The organism is Bradyrhizobium sp. Leo114, assembly GCF_055229415.2.
The window spans coordinates 33091-48685 of record NZ_JBUYEN020000033.1 but is presented as its reverse complement, the minus strand read 5'-3'; the positions used below and the strand labels follow the sequence as shown (position 1 = coordinate 48685).

The following is a 15595-nucleotide window of genomic DNA, read 5'->3' as shown; positions in this document are numbered from 1 at the left end:
ATTATGCGGCCGTTTCGCTTTCGATGAGCTTCCTGATTTCGGTCTTGAGGATCTTGCCGTAGTTGCTCTTCGGCAGGCTCGGCAGGAAGCGGTAGGACTTCGGCCGCTTGAAGCGGGCGATGTGCTCGATGCAGAAGGCGTCGAGTTCTTCGGCCGTCACCGGTGCCGACGACGCCACGAAGGCGATGACCTCCTCGCCCCAGTCCGGATGGCGGCGGCCGATGACGCTGACCTCCGTCACGGCGGGATGGCGCAGCAGCACCTCCTCGACCTCGCGCGGATAGATGTTGGAGCCGCCGGAGATGATGACGTCCTTGGAGCGGTCCTTCAGATAGAGAAAGCCATGCGCATCGAAGGTGCCGATGTCGCCGGTCCACAGCCAACCGTCGCGCAGCGCCTGCGCCGTCGCGGACGGGTTGTTCCAGTAACCGGCCATCACGACGTCCCCGGCGACGATGACCTCGCCGTTCTCGCCCGGCGGCCTGTCGTTGCCTTCGGCGTCGACGACGCGGACGGCGACGCCGGTGCGCGGAATGCCCACCGACGATAGCCGGTCATCGAGACGGCCGTCGCCGCTGTCGAGGTGCATGTGCGGCGGCAGATAAGTGATCGTGCACGGCGACTCGCCCTGGCCATAAGCCTGCCACAGCCGCGGGCCGAGCACCGACAGCGCTCGCTTGAGATCCTCGACATACATCGGCGCGCCGCCGTAGAAGATGTGATCGAGATTCTCCACCTTCAGATCCGCCAACGACGGCGACGTCACAAGCCGGTTCACCATGGTCGGCGCAGCGAAGAACGAACTCCCCGGATAGCGATTGATCAGATCGACGATCTCGCCCGGCTCGAATCCGCCGCTCTCCGGCACGACATTGGCCGCGCCGCGCACAAGATGCGCCAGCGCGAGCAGACCCGCGCCATGCGACAGCGGCGCCGGGTATAGCGAAGCGTCGGTCTCGTCGACCGGCCCGATGTCGGCAAGAAAGCTCATGGTCATGTTGTAGAGGTTGCGATGGGTCAGCATCGCGCCCTTCGGATAGCCGGTCGTGCCGCTGGTGTAGAACAGCCACGCGATGTCGTCGGGCTTGGCCGACGCTGGCCGCAAGTCCGGAGGCGTGGTCGCGAGCATCGCGCGATACGCCTCGCCGTCGACATCGACGACATTGCCTGGCTGCGAAAGTCCGCCCTCGATGTCGGTGAACAGCACCGAGGCCGCGCAATTGTCGATGATATAGGCGAGCTCCTTCGGGTGCAGCTTGGCATTGATCGGCGCCACCGCCAGCCCCGAGAACCAGGCGCCGAACAGGATCTCGAAATACTCGGGACGGTTCGACAGGAAGACGCCGACCCGCGAGCCCGGCGCTAAGCCCTTGTTACGCAGCGCGGCACCGAGCGCGGCGCTGCGCTGCAGAAGCTGCGCGTAGTTGTGAACGGTCTCGCAGCCGAGGCAGACCGCCGGGCGGTCTGCGAACGCCTTCGCCGCATTGGCGAGTACCATGGCGATGTTCATGGGCTTTTCCCTGTTCAGATCGCGCGCGTGCGTCCCTTCCAGAAGATCTCGCGGATATCTTTCTTGCGGACCTTGCCGACCGGGCTGCGCGGCAGGCTCTCCCAGAATTCCACCGACTTTGGCGCCTTCACGCTGCCAAGCTTCTTCTTGCAGAGCGCGATGATCTCGTCGGATTCGGCGCTCGCGCCGTCTTTCAGTTCGATGACGGCCTTGACCGCCTCGCCCCATTTCTCGTCGGGCACGCCGATCACGGCGCAATCCTGCACCGCGGGGTGCCCCCAGATCACCTGTTCGATCTCGCTCGGATAGACGTTGAAGCCTCCCGAGATGATCATGTCCTTCTTGCGGTCGACGATATAGACGTAGCCGTCCTCGTCCTTGAAGCCGATGTCGCCGGTGTGATGCCAGCCGAAAGTGGATACCTCCGCGGTCGCTTCGGGGTTCTTGTAGTAGCCGGGCATCACCAGATTGCCGCGCACCACGATCTCGCCGCGCTCGCCGGTCGGCATCAGGTTGCCGTCATCGTCCATGATCTCGACAGGCGTCAGCAGCGTCGGACGGCCGCAGCTCGCCAGCCGCTTCTCCTTGTCGGGATCGCCGATCACCAGATGCTCCTGCGGCGACAGGAAGGTGCACAGCATCGGCGCCTCGGCCTGGCCAAAGGTCTGCGACATCACCGGTCCGAAGACGTCGAGGCACTCCTTCAGCTTGTCGATCGACATCGGCGCGGCGGCATAGATGAAGTGTTCGAGCGAGGAGAAATCATGGTGCTTGATGCCGGGATGCGCGAGCAGCATGTAGATCGCCGTCGGCGGCAGGAACATATGGGTCACGCCTTCGGTCTCGATGGCGTTGACCACCTTGGCGGCGTCGAAGCCCGGCAGGATGATTTGGGTCCCGCCAACGGCCATCAGCATGATGCCGACGCCGCCTGCTGCATGGGTCATCGGTGCCACGACCAGATGGACCGGCGGCTTCTTCACCGACATCGAGGTGAAGAAGTTCGAGATCATGGTTTCCCAGACCAGGTGGGTCCAGAGCACGCCCTTGGGCCGGCCGGTGGTGCCGCCCGAAGAGAACACCGAGATCGGCGCGTCGCGATCCGCCGGTACGTCTGGATCCGTCTCGGGCGCATCCGCGATCCAGTCCATCAGAAACGGCGCGTCGGCACCGGCCTTGTCGATGCAGATATAGTGGCGGACCTTCGGACACTCCTTGCGGAAGACCTGTACGTTGGCTTCGAATTCGCTGTGATAGAACAGCACCTCGACGTCGCAATTGTCGAGAATGTAGGCGTTGTCCTCCGCGGAGTTGCGAGCGTTGATCGGCACCCAGATACTGGCGGCGCGGATGATGCCCAGAATGCACTCGAAAGCCGTTGCTCCATTGGGGCTGTAGACCGCGGCCATCTGGCCGGGCTTCAGGCCGGCTGATGCAAGTGCGTTTGCGATCCGGTAGCTGCGCAGCTGTACCTCGCGGAAGGTACGCGAGACCGTCGCATCCTTCAGGCAGGTACGCGATGGATTGATGCTGACGCCGCGGTCGAAAAAATCGATCAGACGCATGAGTCGGTTCTCAACGTTCGAGGATCGTGATGCAGGCCGTCGCTTCCTCGTAATGATGGAAGCCGCCGCCGTTTTCGGCAATAGCGTGATGCGCTCCCTCGACCTGGCGCGCGCCTGCTTCGCCGCGAAGCTGGGTGACGAGCTCGTATATCTGCGCAAGGCCGGTGGCGCCGATCGGATGCCCCCGCGACTCGAGGCCGCCGGAAACGTTGATCGGTATCCGGCCACCGAGCGTGGTGTCGCCGTCGCGCACCAGGCGGCCGCCATCGCCGATCGGGGCGAAGCCGAGCAGTTCGGCCTGGTGCAGTTCCGCAAACGCGCTGGCATCATGGACCTCGGCCACCGACATGTCGGCCGGGCCGACGCCGGCGATCCTGTAGGCACGGTTGGATGCGAGCCGGCAGAGATGCCGCTCCAGATCGTCGGCTTCGCGGTCGGAGCCTGAAGCCAGCACCGAGGCGGCGATGCGGATTGCCCGCGTCGCGCCGAGCGCGCGCGCCTTCTCCGCGGAGCAAACGATCGCCGCGGCGGCGCCGTCGCTGATCGGCGCGCACATCGGCAGCGTCAGGGGCCACGATACTTCGCGGGCCGCCAGCACGTCGTCGGCAGTCATTGCGTCCTGATACTGCGCCTTGGGATTCAGCGACGAATGCCGGTGGTTCTTCGCGGAAACCTCGGCGATGTCGCGCTGCGTGGTCCCGAAACGATGCATGTGATAGCGCGCCAGCGAGGCGTAGACGTCCATGAACACGCTGCGCTTGCCGCTGTTCTGGCCGGCACCCGGCGGCAACGCGAGGTCCTTGCTGAGCGTCGTCAGGCGGCGGACGCTGCCGTCGACATCGTGCACATCCCAGGCGCCGTCGAAAATGGCAAAGGACTTTTCCCGGTCCTTGGAATTCATCTTCTCCGCGCCGACCGCCAGCGCGATGTCGCCCTGCCCCGACGCAATGTAGGAGAAGGCGGCATTGAGCGCCGTTGAGGCGCTGGCACAGGCATTTTCGACGTTCATCACGGGAATGCTTTCGAAACCGAGCGCCCGGAGAACGAGCTGCCCGCGCACGAGGTGCTGCCCCTCCACGACGCCCTGCGCCGTGTTGGCGAAGAACGCGGCCTGGACATCCTCGCGGCCAACACCGGCATCGGACAGCGCCTCGTCCACCGCCCCGCGCGCGATCGTCTCCAGCCGGTCGTCGAGGTAGCGGCCGAACCGCGTCATGCCAACCCCGATGATGTAGACGTCGGTCATGGTTTCCTCCTAGACGCTGATCAGGGACTCGATACGGGCGCGGTCCGCCTGCAGCTCAGCGGTCGTACCCGACCAGACCACGCGGCCATTGTCGATGACGAACTGGCGGCGTGCGAGCTTGAGCGGAACCTTCAGGTTCTGTTCGACCAGCAGCATGGCAATGCCCTCGGCATTGATGATGCGCATGGCCTCGATCAGCTGGTCGACAATGAGCGGCGCAAGCCCCTCGGTCGGCTCGTCGAGCAGCAGCACTTCCGGATTGGTCAGCAGGCCGCGGCCGATCGCCAGCATCTGCTGCTCGCCGCCGGAGAGCGTATCGCCGCCCTGAGATGCGCGCTCCTGAAGCCGCGGGAAAAGCTGGTAGATCCGCTGCAGCGACCACGGCCCCTTGCGACCCATCACGGTCGCGATCTTCAGGTTTTCCTCGACCGTCAGGTTCGGAAAGATGCGCCGGTTTTCCGGAACGAAGGCGAGCCCCAGCCGCCCGAGTTCATAGGGTTTCCGCGCGGTGACGTCGCGATCGCCGATCATCCGCCGCCCGCTGCGCACGGCGTTGAGACCGATCGCGGCCTTGAGCAGCGTGCTCTTCCCGGCGCCGTTGCGGCCGATCAGCGAGACGACCTCGCCGGCGGCGACGTCGAGCGAGACGTGATGCAGCGCCTGGGCCTTGCCGTAGAAGACGTCGCAATCCTGCAGGGCCAGCGCGCTCATTCGTCGTTCCCGAGATAGGCGGCGCGCACCGCCGGATTGGCCTTGATCTCCGCCGGCGAGCCGGACGCCAGCAATTGCCCCTGCACCATCACGACGATCTCGTCGGATATCTGCATCACGACGTCCATGTTGTGCTCGATCAGCAGCACGGTTCGCCCGGCCACGATCCGCTGGATCAGTTCGATTGCCTGCTCGAGGCGCTCATGGCCGACACCGGCGAGCGGCTCGTCGAGCAGCAGCACGCTCGGATCGCTGAGCAATGCGAGACCGACCTCGAGGGCCCGCTGGTCGCCGTGCGAAAGGTTCTCCGCCGGCGCGTGAGCGAGACGTTCGAGCCCGATCTGCTCGAGGACCTTTTCGGCGCTCTGCCGAACATCGGCGAAACGGCCGGCCGGCAACCAGAACGGCTGCACAGGTGCGCGAACGCCGCGAGCTTCAGGTTCTCCAGCACCGTCATGCCGGCAAAGATTTTTGTGATCTGAAAGCTGCGGCCGAGGCCGGCGCGCGTCCGCGCGTGAACGGAAAGTTTCGTGATGTCCCGCCCGTTGAGGATCACCTGCCCGGCGGCCAATGTCGCGTGGCCGGACAGCGCATTCATCAGCGTGGTCTTGCCGGCGCCGTTGGGACCGATCAGCCCGTAGATCCGTCCGGACTGGAAGCTGCGGCTGACGCCCGCGACCGCCTTGAGGCCGCCGAACGCGACCTGGATATTCTCGCACCGCAGGGAGATTCCGTTGGCCGTGCTCATTTCGGCGCACCTTTCCTGGCGCGCCCGAGTGCGGCGAAACAGACCTGCGATGCCGTTCGGCAGCAGGATCGTGCAGAGGATGAACACGATGCCGAGGATTCCGTACCAGTGCTCGGTGAACTGGCTCAACTCTTCCTTCAGCACTTCGAACACCGCGACACCCAGCACCGGCCCGAGCAAGGTGCCCTTGCCGCCCAGCAGCGTCATGATCAGCACGTCGCCGGAGGTGCTCCAGTGCAGCATCTGCGGGCTGACATAGAACATCAGCGAGGCCAGCAGCGCGCCGCTAATTCCGGCATAGGCGCCAGAGATCATGAAGGCGCACTGGCGCAGCCGCTGCACGTTGTAGCCGATCTGCTCGGCCCGAACGTCGTTGGCCTGGACCGCCTTCAGCGCACTGCCGAACGGCGAGATCCGCAACAGCGCCATGATCGCTACGCCGATCACGAACACCACGACGAGGAAGAAGAAATAGTTGCGGTTGCTGTAGAAGTCGATGCCGAACAGGGCCGGCCGCGGAACGCCGGGAATGCCGTCGAGTCCGCCGGTGAACGCCCGCAGCTTGGTGCTGGCCAGGATGTGGACGAGTTGCGCCAGCGCCAATGTCAGCAGCGAGAAGAATAGGCCCGAGACGCGTAGCGCGAAGATGCTGAGCAGGAAAGCCAGCGCCGCACCGGCCACGGCGGCGACCAGGAGCGACGGCACGAAGCCGAACTGCGGCGCCAGCAGCGCCAGCGCATATCCGCCCGCGCCGAACATCGCGGCGTGGCCAAAGGACAGCATGCCGGCCATGCCGAAGATCAGGTCGAAGCCGATCGCGAACAGGCCCCAGATCAGGATCAGGCTGATCAGGTTCAGGCTTTCTTCGCTGGTCGAGACGGTCGCAAAGAGGATCATGGCAGCGACGACGGCGGCCATCAGGATCTGATCGAGACGGAACATGCTCATGCCGCACGTCCCTTGTGGCTGAACAGGCCCGATGGGCGGGTCATCAGGGTGACGATGAGCAGCACGAAGGTGATCAGCTCCACCCACTCCGGGGCATAGGTAAATCCGGCCGCGCGCGCCATGCCGAGCAGCAACGCGGCAAAGATTGCGCCCTTGATATTGCCGAGGCCGCCGATGATCACCACCACGAAACAATCGATGATCACGCTAAAACCCATGCCGAGTTCGATCGGCACCAGCGGTGCCGCGACGACGCCGCCGAGCGCGGCAAGCCCCGAGCCGAGCGCAAACACCGCGGTGCGCACCCGCGCCACATCGACGCCGAGTGTCTGGGCCATTTCGGAGTCAGAACTCGCCGCGCGGATCACCATGCCGAGCTTGCTGCGGTCGAGCAGCAGGAACAACAGGACGGAGACAAGGGCGCCGAAGCCGATGATGAACAGGCGATAGGACGGAATCTGGCTGCCGAACAGCGCAATCGGCTGCGAGAACACCGCCGGTGTCGGCACCTGCTTGTAGTCGAGCCCCCAGATCAGGCGGACCGATTCCTCGATCACCAGGATGAAGCCGAATGTCAGCAGCAGCTGATAAATATGATCGCGATTGTAGACCGGCCGCAGCGTGATCACCTCCATCGCCGCGCCGAGCGCAGCGACGACCAGCGGCGCGAACGCCAGCCCGATCCAGAACGAACCGGTCCAGTGGACGATCTGGTAGCAGACATAGGCGCCCAGCATATAGAGGGCGCCGTGGGCGAAATTGATCACGCCGAGCATGCCGAAGATGAGCGTCAGGCCCGCCGCCAGCAGGAACAGCAGGAAGCTCAAGCTCAGGCCGATAACGATCGTCGACACGCCAGATTGATCCGCGGTTCATAGACAAGGAGTGAGGCGTGTCCCGACGCCGGGACACGCTTCCGTTTCACGAGCAGACGTCGAACAGCTTCGAGGCGTCGAAGACGTCGGTGATCTTCATGGTCAGCGGCGGCAGGGGCGCCTGCCCTTCGGTCACGATACCCCACAGGCCGACCTGCGCCGCCTGGTGATCGCAGCCGCGCATCACCTTCTTGCCCTCAAGCGAGTTCTCGCGGGTGCTCTTGGCGAAGGCATCGACCCACTTCTCGCGATCCCAGCTTCCGGTGGACTCAACCACATCGAGCCACCAGCTGATGCCGTCGTACGCCTCGCCGGCAAAGCTCGACGGCCATTCGTTGTATTTGGCGCGGTAGGCCTCGACGAACTTCTTGTTGGCGGGATTGTCGACCGTGAAGTGATAGCGGACGCCCGAATAAACGCCGACAGCCGCGGGACCGACGGCCGCAGCCAGGGTTTCGTCCTGCAGCACCGGACCGAACTGGGTCTTGGTCTTGTTGAGACCGACCTGGCCCGACTGCTTGAGGAAGGTGACTGCGTCGTTGCCGGTGACGATGACGGCAATGCCGTCGGCGTCCGACTTGGCCATCTTGTCGACGATGACCGAGTAGTCGCGGTTGCCGAGCGGCGCATAGTCGTTGCCGACGATCTCGATGCCGGCCTTCTTCGCCTCGGCGACGAACAGGTCCCAGCCGTCGCGGGTTGCCTGGTAGTCCGCGGTCACGCCGTAGATCTTCTTCAGCCGCTTCACTTTCGCGAACTCGACGCACATGCGGATTTCCATGCCGAGCGTGTTCGAGGTGCGGAATGTATAGCGCGAACCATTGGCTCGGGTGATCTTGTCGTCCGCCGAGATGGTCACGAGCAGCGGAATCTTGCGCTGATCGGCCAAGCCCTGCAGCGCCAGCGTCGAAGCCGATCCGACCGCGCCAAACATCATCTGGGCGCCGCCCGCGAGCAGGCGCGTCGCCTTCTGAACGGCGGGCTGCGGCTTGGTCTCGTCGTCTTCCCAAGAGACCCGGATCGGCTTGCCGAGCACCTTGCCCCCGCGGTCGGCGATGGCGAGCTCGACGCCCTGCCGCATGTCCTTGCCGATAATGCCGTAGGCTCCGGAGAAAGCCAGAATGCCGGCGATGTGGAAATCGGCTGGTTCGTCCGCAGCCTGCACACCTGATGCAGGAGCGAGAGCCGAAAGTGCCACGCCGGCGGAGCTCATCAGAAACATTCGACGATGCATAAAACCTCCCAAAACTAACGCTTATTTTCGTTGTACTGGCGGGTAGGCTATCTCTTACCTCACAGTAAATGTCAAGCGAGAGCGGGTCCGTCAACTGCGGCTTGATCGAAACCTAAGAAATGTGCATTGAAACCGCAGCGCGACGGTATGCCGCCCCTGCGTCGTCGCAACTTGGGAAGTGCTCGAATGTCGAAAAAGCTCATTGGGAGAAAGCGTCCCAACATTTGGGAAAGCGCCGACCTGCGCCAAGAACAGCATGACGCGAAGCGCCGTCTCATTCTGAAGCAGGCTGCGGTCCTCTTCGCCGATCGTGGCTTTCACGAAACGACGATCGATCAGATTGCTGAAGCTCTGCAGGTGAGCAAGCCGACGATCTACTACTACATCGATAGCAAGGAAGACCTGCTCTATGAGGTGGCGCACACGGCTCTCGCCGACCTCAAAGCGGCTCTGTCTCGCGATCAGGACGAGCAACTTTCGGCTATCGATCGCCTCGCACGATTTTTCACGATGTACGGCAGACTCATTCTATCGGAGTTCGGCGTGTGCCTGGCGCTCGTCAGTGATCGTTCGCTGAATCCGCAATCGCGACGCCGGCTTCGCTCGCTGAAGAAGCAATTCGAGGTTGAAGTTCAAAAGATCCTCGATGAAGGCCGCGCAGACGGTACCATCCGCGTGGACGATCCAAAAATGTTTACCGTCGCGATATTCGGCGCCTTCAACTGGGCGCCGCAATGGTTCTCAAACACCGGCCCATCCACGCCAGACGAGATTACGGCTGCCATCTTCGCCGTCTTCCGCAAGGCGATGAGATAGGTCGTCAGCACAGCGCGCTGCCCCGCCGGTCATCGCGTGCTTCACGAGAGGTGGTTGATCGGCTCGATTTTCGTGGCCAGTACCTACAAGCGTTTCAAACTGGACCGCAGGGCGCAGACGCAGCGTTTGCTTCGGGCCATCTGCAATCCTCGCATCACCATCATTGGCTGACCGGATCAGTCAGCTGTCGTCCCCCCGAACGACGACGTTCGAAATTCGTGTCCTGCTCCCCGACTTGACGCCTAGGAAGCCGGCAACTGTGCGCACGGCCAAGTGGGCCTTTGTAGCCAGCGATCGTCGTCGAGTGTCTGATGGGTTTGGCTCACACGGCTCCAAGGGCTTGCAGCCCCTCTCTCGTCAAGAGCAAGCTGGGCCAGCGTTTTCCCGACTAACACCTGGCTAGGAGCGAACAACGGTGGAAATACCGATACGTTTGCATGCGCGGCGCGTCGCACGCGAAGAGCGTACCGGATGGATTGGATAGGCCAATGATCCGGCAGGCCGAGGAATTCGGAATCACAGGAAACGGTCTGGCCAGGGTCTGCGATAAACGAGCCTGCGCACGCCACGGTCCGACAACAAATCGAGTGATTCCAAGGCCGCGAGTTGCGATCTTATGGTGCGCTCGGAGGGCGGTCGCATTTACTGCGATTCCAACGGGTTATGAACATGGCTAAAGTTATAGGTGCATTTCCGACCTATGGGTGCTTTTCATGCCATCACCCTAGCCGCGGTAGGTCTGATACAGGAGTCTATAGCGGCCGGCGCCTGGGATCGGCTACCAAGCGAAGCGTTCGGCGAGTTCTGGCACCTCGAAGACGGTCAGGCCAAAGTCGGCTTGAGCCGGACTCCGGCTTCGTACAGAAGAGGAAGAACGTGTCTGCCGAAGAACTCCAGATCTTCACGAAAGTCGTAGAACGAGATCTGCATCCCCTCGCATCCAGCTCGGTTCAAGGCGGTCAGCCAATCGGCCACCTGCCGCGGGCTCCCGATCAGGTGGACGTTGCCGCCGCGGATGCGATCGCGCGGGACGTGGTTTTTCCATGCCGCAGCGTCGCCGCTCTTGAAATGATTGGCGTAGCCCGTAGCGGGCTTCCATGTCGGCAAGATCGAGGATCCGATCATAGTAGGCCCGCGCCTCGGCCTCGGTTGGCCGGCAGACGATCATCGGGTTGATGATGGTTCGTATCTGACGACCGTAGCTGCGCGCCTTCGCCTTCAGGCTGGTTGTAAGCTCCGGTAGCACGTCCAGAGCACGATTGATGTGGGCGCCTCCGGGGCTTGTGATGAATACAAGGTCGGAATGGCGCGCTGCGAACGAAAATCCGGCAGACGAGCCGCTCGCGTTGACGAGAATGGGGCGGCCGTATCTCCGCTTTGGGCGGACGAAGGCATCCTCGAGCTGCCAAAACCGTCCGCTGTGCGTGAGATTCTGCTCGGACCGCCAGAGCGATTTCATGATGGCGACGAATTCGCCAGCCATGTCATACCGCAGGTCATGATCGAGGCGTTGCATGCCGAACTCAGCGGCGGCGACGCCATCAACGATGCGCTGCTGTCGGCGCGGTCGATATCGGCGGCCGGCGCCGGACCGGTGATCGTGCTGTGGGACCGCACCAAGGGCTCGGCCGACGTCAAGGTGATCGCCGCGCTCGGCGAGCAGCCGAATTACCTGATCACCAGCAACCCCAACGTCAAGACGCTGAAGGATTTCACCAAGGCCGACAAGATCGCGCTGCCGGCCGTGATCGTCTCGCAGCAATCACGCCTGCTGCAGATCGCCGCGGAGAAGGAATTCGGCGAAGGTAAGTATAACTCGCTCGACGAGCTGACCGTGATGCTGCCGCATCCCGACGCGACCGCGGCGCTGCTGTCGGGTTCGTCGTCAATCACTGCGCATTTCTCCAATCCGCCCTTCCAGGAACAGGCGCTGCAGAATCCGAAGTCCATAAGGTCCTGAGCTCCTACGACATCATGGGCGGCCGGATCACGCCGACCCTGCTCTACGCGACCTCCAAATTCCGTAACGAGAATCCGAAGACGTTCAAGGCGCTGCACCAAACAGCAGATAACTGCGATCGATGCCGCGACGATCCCTCGTCTCGTCGGTCCAACCGACCGCCCGACGATAGCTGCCGAGCAGAGTGTTCTGTCTCAAGGCTGCGAGATCAACCTGGTGCGGGACGTCCGCGAATGGCGAGACGAACAGCGCATCTTCGGGACAATAGAGCTCACACAGGAAACAGGTCTGGCAATCGCCCTGCCGGGCAATCACCGGAATTCCGTCAGTCTTATCGAAGACATTGGTCGGGCAGACGTTGACGCAAATGTCGCAAGCCGTGCAGCGCTCGGCGTCGATAACCTCGATCATTCCGCGGCCTCCGCATAGGCAGGATCGGCATGCGGACGCACCGAGGTCCAGACCTCGTCGAGACCGCCGGCCGTGATGTAATGGCGCTGATGCTCGTCCTGATCCGGAAAATCATCGCGCCGGTGCATGCCGCGGCTTTCCTGGCGCGCCAGCGCGCTGCGATACATCCAGCGCGCCGTCGCCAGCATCGCCGCGCTTTCCCGCGCACGGAGCACGTCTTCCTGCGCGGCGTCGCCCGCTTGCGATACATCGATCCAGAGCGCATCGAGCCGCTCCAGCGAGGCACTGAGACGCCCGGCCTCACGGAAATAGTTCAGCTCATAGGGAAAGACCTCGTCTTGAACCGCTCTTGCGAGCTCCGCGGGCTTGTAGGCTTTTTCATTCCGCGTCCGAAGCGCGACCATTCCCCACCGATGACAGTTCGCGCCTCACAGCCGCACCGGCTTGCTTCGCATAATCAGCGGCACCCTGCCCGGCCCATGAGCCTGATGAGATCGCCCAGGCTGCGTTGTGACTGCCGCCGCCGGTGAAGCCTCCGCAGATCAGCTCGCGGGTTGCGGCGTCGCCCGCGGCATAGAGGCCCGGCACGCTGGTCGCGCAACTGTCATCCACGATCCGAAGCCCGCCGGTGCCGCGCACTGTGCCTTCGAGCCGCAGAGTCACAGGAAACCGATCGGTGAAAGGATCGATGCCGGTGCGATCGAGCGGCAGGAAGAAGTTCGGCTGCGAGGCGCGCATGTTCCGCCGCACCTTATCGTCAGCCTTGTCGAGGCGGGCAAACACCGGCCCCTGCAGCAATGCAGGGGCAATGGCCGAGCGTCCTCCCTTCGAGGCGGCACCGGGAGCGATGCTGCCGTCTTCATAGGTGAAGGTTGCCCAGCCATAGAATAGCGTCTTGGTGACCGAACCGAAGGCGGGCGAGATCGCGTAAGGATTGGAAAACTCCATGCTGGTGAGTTCGGCACCGGCTTCCGCGGCCATCAAATAGCCGTCGCCGGTCAGCACGTTCGAGCCGAGCGTCTTGCTGAGGAAGGCGCAGCCGCCGGTGGCGATCACGACTGCCTTGGCGCGCACGGTCCAGCGATCGTGCTTCTGGCGGCGCAAACCGCGGGCACCCGCCACCGCCCCATCGTCGTCGACAAGCAGTTCGAGCGCCGGGCTGTGGTCGAGGATCGTGACCCCCGCCTGCTTGGTGCGCTTGCGCATCAGCCGCATATATTCCGGACCCTGCAGCGAATTGCGCTGCGGCCTGCCGCTGTCGTCGACCGGATAGGGATAGCCCCAATCGGCCAGGCGGTTGCTCTGCTCGTAGGTGCGATCGAGCACGCGTGCCATCCAGCGCCGATCCTGCAGATAGCCGCCCATCTTCTCGCGATTGGCCATGGCCGCCTCGCGCAGCGCGGAATCCGGATCGATATACCAGACGCCCGTGCCGGCCGCAGCGGTCGCGCCCGATGTACCGCAAAAACCCTTGTCAGCCAGAACGACACGTGCGCCATGCTCTGCCGCGCTGACGGCCGCCCAGGTGCCCGCGGCCGATCACCAGCACATCCGTATCGAACTCAACGGATCCGGTCGGTGCGGACGCAAGTTCGGCGCGAGACTGTCGATAGGCCATGGATCATTTCTCTGTCCGCAATTGCCCGCAGCGCGCGCTGCATTTCATCAACGAAGGTTACGCGAACGAATGCTGCTGGCAATTTCAGATATTCTCGAAGACTTGGACTAAGCTTCGCTGTTTCTGGCAGCGAGGGAAAAATTCGTGCAAGCCGAACGATCGTGCTGTCATGCGTGATTTCTCTCGAACTGTCCGCACCGAGCCGCGGCGGGAGTGCGGCTGCTTTCGCCAAGGCCCGGGCACTGCTAAATCCTCTCGTAAGACGCAGGTCAGGAGAAGCTAGAGCAGCTTCCTCCGTCGCCTGCGCTGCTAGCATGGCGCGCGTTGGGCGCGACGAAAGCTCACGACAGCACCGCGGACGGTTGCGGCCGTTGGCGTTGTCGCACTCCTCCTTGCCGGTCGGCTCCATCTCCGCATAAGATCGCAGTTCATTTGCTGCCTCGTAGGGTTCCGATGCCGGACTCCCGACCCAGTGGCATCAGGCGCAAACCCGCCCGAAGATTCTTGTAGGCAAATTTCGAAGAGTCCGCGAGATGCCCGCCCGGCGCAATCGTGATCAGGATTTCTTCCGCGAGTGCCTGGAAATCGCCGCGAAAATGCACCGTACTTTTCAAGGCGAGGATCTTTTGCTGCTTCGGCTCAACGCCAAGATGGCGGAAAGGGGCCTGGTCAAGCGCTTGCATGCGCTTCGTTGTCACTGCGACTTTGACACCACCGATTTCAAGCAGCGCCATCGGGCCGAGATCGATGTCGCGATTGCCCGAGACCGGACCGGTGGTCCGGATTTTCCCGTCGCCGAGTTCCTTGACTTCAAACGTTCCACGAAACGGCACCACGCCTTCGGGGCCGCTGCGCCCGCCAAGATCTACCGTGATCCTGGCGCCTTTGCCGGCGGCATGCGCCGCCCTAGCTGCCTCGCCATCGCAGAGATAACCGAGAACCGCTCCTTCCGCCCCTGCTTCGACCAGAGCGAACAGCAGGCCTGTCGTATCGGCGGTGCCGCCCGCGCCCGGATTATCCTGGGTGTCGGCGATAATCACCGGTCGGTCAGCGTTATCAGCAATTTGCCTGGCGCGCGCCACCGCTTCTGCAGGCGAAAGCACCGGGACGGCGAACTCGCTTTCCTTCAGCGAAATGAAACGCGCGACTTCGTCAGCGGCCCGGTCGGCCGCCTCTTGTGTCGTGGCATGAACCACCACCGCGGGACCGCAATAGAATATGTCCGACGGCGGAAAGCCGGCGAGATATGAAACGGTCAAGATACCATCGCGCTCAAGCGATTGGGTCAGATCGATGATGCCGCGGGACGGCTCGACCATGGTGCATTGGCTGTGCAGCGGGATGAGAAATGGCATCTTCCTCAAGGCACGTCCCGGCGTTCGCCCATGCTTGAGCAGGTGCTGCATGGCGTGAGCGGCGCGAATCCCGGTTTCCGGCCGATCCACGTGCGGATAGGTGAGATAGCCCGATACTGCATCGGCATAATCGGCCATCGCCGGCGTGACGTTGGCGTGATAATCGAGGCTGATCGCAATCGGCAGATCTTGACCGACACAGGCGCGGATGCGTCGGAGTAATTCACCTTCACCATCCTCGAAGTCCTCGGTCACCATGGCGCCGTGCAGATCGAGATAGATCGCGTCCACCGGCATCTGCTGCGAGAGTTCCGCGATCAACTCGGCGGCGATGCGCTCGAAAGCGTCTCGCGTGACCATGCCGCCGGCTCCGCCGCTTGTCCAAAGCAGCGGCACGATCTCGTGGTCCTTGGACATGACCTGCAGGAAACCCGATAGCGCGAACGAGATTCCACTCAGCCATTTGAGGACGTCAGCACGCCGCACCAATGGCGGCCGATCACGATGAGTGCAGAAGTAGGCAAAATCGGTCGGCGGCTTAACGAAGGTATTGGTTTCGTGGTGAAAGCCGCCGACTGCGATGCGCGCCATACCTCTT

The 15595-nt window shown here is 63.1% G+C and carries 15 protein-coding genes and 1 pseudogene; 3 read left to right on the top strand and 13 right to left on the bottom strand.

The window, feature by feature from the left end; translation table 11 throughout:
- Position 1 precedes the first annotated feature (1 nt).
- The 8 genes and pseudogenes from ACZIRK_RS31705 to ACZIRK_RS31670 form a co-directional block, all read right to left on the bottom strand.
- Complete coding sequence (locus ACZIRK_RS31705; RefSeq protein WP_130224600.1) at positions 2 to 1510, bottom strand: AMP-binding protein; 1509 nt, start codon at positions 1508 to 1510, stop codon at positions 2 to 4.
- A gap of 14 nt (positions 1511 to 1524) precedes the next feature.
- A complete protein-coding gene (locus ACZIRK_RS31700) occupies positions 1525 to 3075 on the bottom strand; it encodes an acyl-CoA synthetase (protein ID WP_130224598.1) in 1551 nt (516 codons plus the stop codon).
- 10 nt (positions 3076 to 3085) lie between these two features.
- Positions 3086 to 4321 (bottom strand): thiolase family protein, encoded by a 1236-nt coding sequence (locus ACZIRK_RS31695; RefSeq protein ID WP_130224596.1) that lies wholly within the window; start codon positions 4319 to 4321, stop codon positions 3086 to 3088.
- 9 nt (positions 4322 to 4330) lie between these two features.
- A complete protein-coding gene (locus tag ACZIRK_RS31690) occupies positions 4331 to 5032 on the bottom strand; it encodes an ABC transporter ATP-binding protein (protein WP_130224594.1) in 702 nt (233 codons plus the stop codon).
- A complete protein-coding gene (locus ACZIRK_RS31685; protein ID WP_474418811.1) occupies positions 5029 to 5274 on the bottom strand; it encodes an ABC transporter ATP-binding protein C-terminal domain-containing protein in 246 nt (81 codons plus the stop codon). The genes ACZIRK_RS31690 and ACZIRK_RS31685 overlap by 4 nt, the downstream gene beginning before the upstream one ends.
- 33 nt (positions 5275 to 5307) lie before the next feature.
- Positions 5308 to 6677: pseudogene (locus ACZIRK_RS31680) on the bottom strand (ABC transporter permease subunit); the annotation flags it as partial.
- A gap of 47 nt (positions 6678 to 6724) precedes the next feature.
- Positions 6725 to 7582: a branched-chain amino acid ABC transporter permease gene (locus ACZIRK_RS31675; protein WP_130224588.1), complete on the bottom strand. Its 858-nt coding sequence runs from the start codon at positions 7580 to 7582 to the stop codon at positions 6725 to 6727.
- A 67-nt stretch (positions 7583 to 7649) separates the two neighbouring features.
- On the bottom strand, positions 7650 to 8816 hold the full coding sequence (locus ACZIRK_RS31670) for an ABC transporter substrate-binding protein (protein WP_207230969.1): 1167 nt from the start codon (positions 8814 to 8816) through the stop codon (positions 7650 to 7652).
- A 207-nt stretch (positions 8817 to 9023) separates the two neighbouring features.
- Here ACZIRK_RS31670 and ACZIRK_RS31665 point away from each other — a divergent pair, with 207 nt between their 5' ends.
- Entirely contained in the window at positions 9024 to 9653 is a 630-nt protein-coding gene (locus ACZIRK_RS31665) for a TetR/AcrR family transcriptional regulator (protein WP_165435103.1), read from the top strand.
- A 901-nt stretch (positions 9654 to 10554) separates the two neighbouring features.
- Here ACZIRK_RS31665 and ACZIRK_RS31660 read toward each other — a convergent pair.
- Complete coding sequence (locus tag ACZIRK_RS31660) at positions 10555 to 11169, bottom strand: LLM class flavin-dependent oxidoreductase (protein WP_130224582.1); 615 nt, start codon at positions 11167 to 11169, stop codon at positions 10555 to 10557.
- Here ACZIRK_RS31660 and ACZIRK_RS31655 point away from each other — a divergent pair.
- Positions 11074 to 11613 carry a substrate-binding domain-containing protein gene (locus tag ACZIRK_RS31655; RefSeq protein WP_245474589.1) on the top strand — a complete coding sequence of 180 codons (540 nt, stop codon included), beginning with the start codon at positions 11074 to 11076 and terminating at the stop codon, positions 11611 to 11613. The two genes, ACZIRK_RS31660 and ACZIRK_RS31655, sit on opposite strands and share 96 nt — an antisense overlap.
- Positions 11614 to 11697: 84 nt before the next feature.
- On the opposite strand, the gene ACZIRK_RS31650 is transcribed toward ACZIRK_RS31655, so the two are convergent.
- Genes ACZIRK_RS31650 through ACZIRK_RS31640 form a run of 3 tightly spaced genes read right to left on the bottom strand, consistent with a single transcriptional unit; the run spans position 11698 to position 13506 of the window.
- Positions 11698 to 12024: a 4Fe-4S dicluster domain-containing protein gene (locus ACZIRK_RS31650; RefSeq protein ID WP_130224658.1), complete on the bottom strand. Its 327-nt coding sequence runs from the start codon at positions 12022 to 12024 to the stop codon at positions 11698 to 11700.
- Positions 12021 to 12428 (bottom strand): FAD-binding protein, encoded by a 408-nt coding sequence (locus ACZIRK_RS31645; RefSeq protein ID WP_245474588.1) that lies wholly within the window; start codon positions 12426 to 12428, stop codon positions 12021 to 12023. Before ACZIRK_RS31645 ends, ACZIRK_RS31650 begins: the two co-directional genes overlap by 4 nt.
- Positions 12403 to 13506: an FAD-dependent oxidoreductase gene (locus ACZIRK_RS31640; protein WP_245474596.1), complete on the bottom strand. Its 1104-nt coding sequence runs from the start codon at positions 13504 to 13506 to the stop codon at positions 12403 to 12405. Before ACZIRK_RS31640 ends, ACZIRK_RS31645 begins: the two co-directional genes overlap by 26 nt.
- Here ACZIRK_RS31640 and ACZIRK_RS31635 point away from each other — a divergent pair.
- Positions 13406 to 13753 carry a hypothetical protein gene (locus tag ACZIRK_RS31635; protein WP_245474587.1) on the top strand — a complete coding sequence of 116 codons (348 nt, stop codon included), beginning with the start codon at positions 13406 to 13408 and terminating at the stop codon, positions 13751 to 13753. The genes ACZIRK_RS31640 and ACZIRK_RS31635 overlap by 101 nt on opposite strands.
- A gap of 317 nt (positions 13754 to 14070) precedes the next feature.
- On the opposite strand, the gene ACZIRK_RS31630 is transcribed toward ACZIRK_RS31635, so the two are convergent.
- Complete coding sequence (locus ACZIRK_RS31630; RefSeq protein ID WP_474418801.1) at positions 14071 to 15588, bottom strand: M81 family metallopeptidase; 1518 nt, start codon at positions 15586 to 15588, stop codon at positions 14071 to 14073.
- Positions 15589 to 15595: the final 7 nt, after the last annotated feature.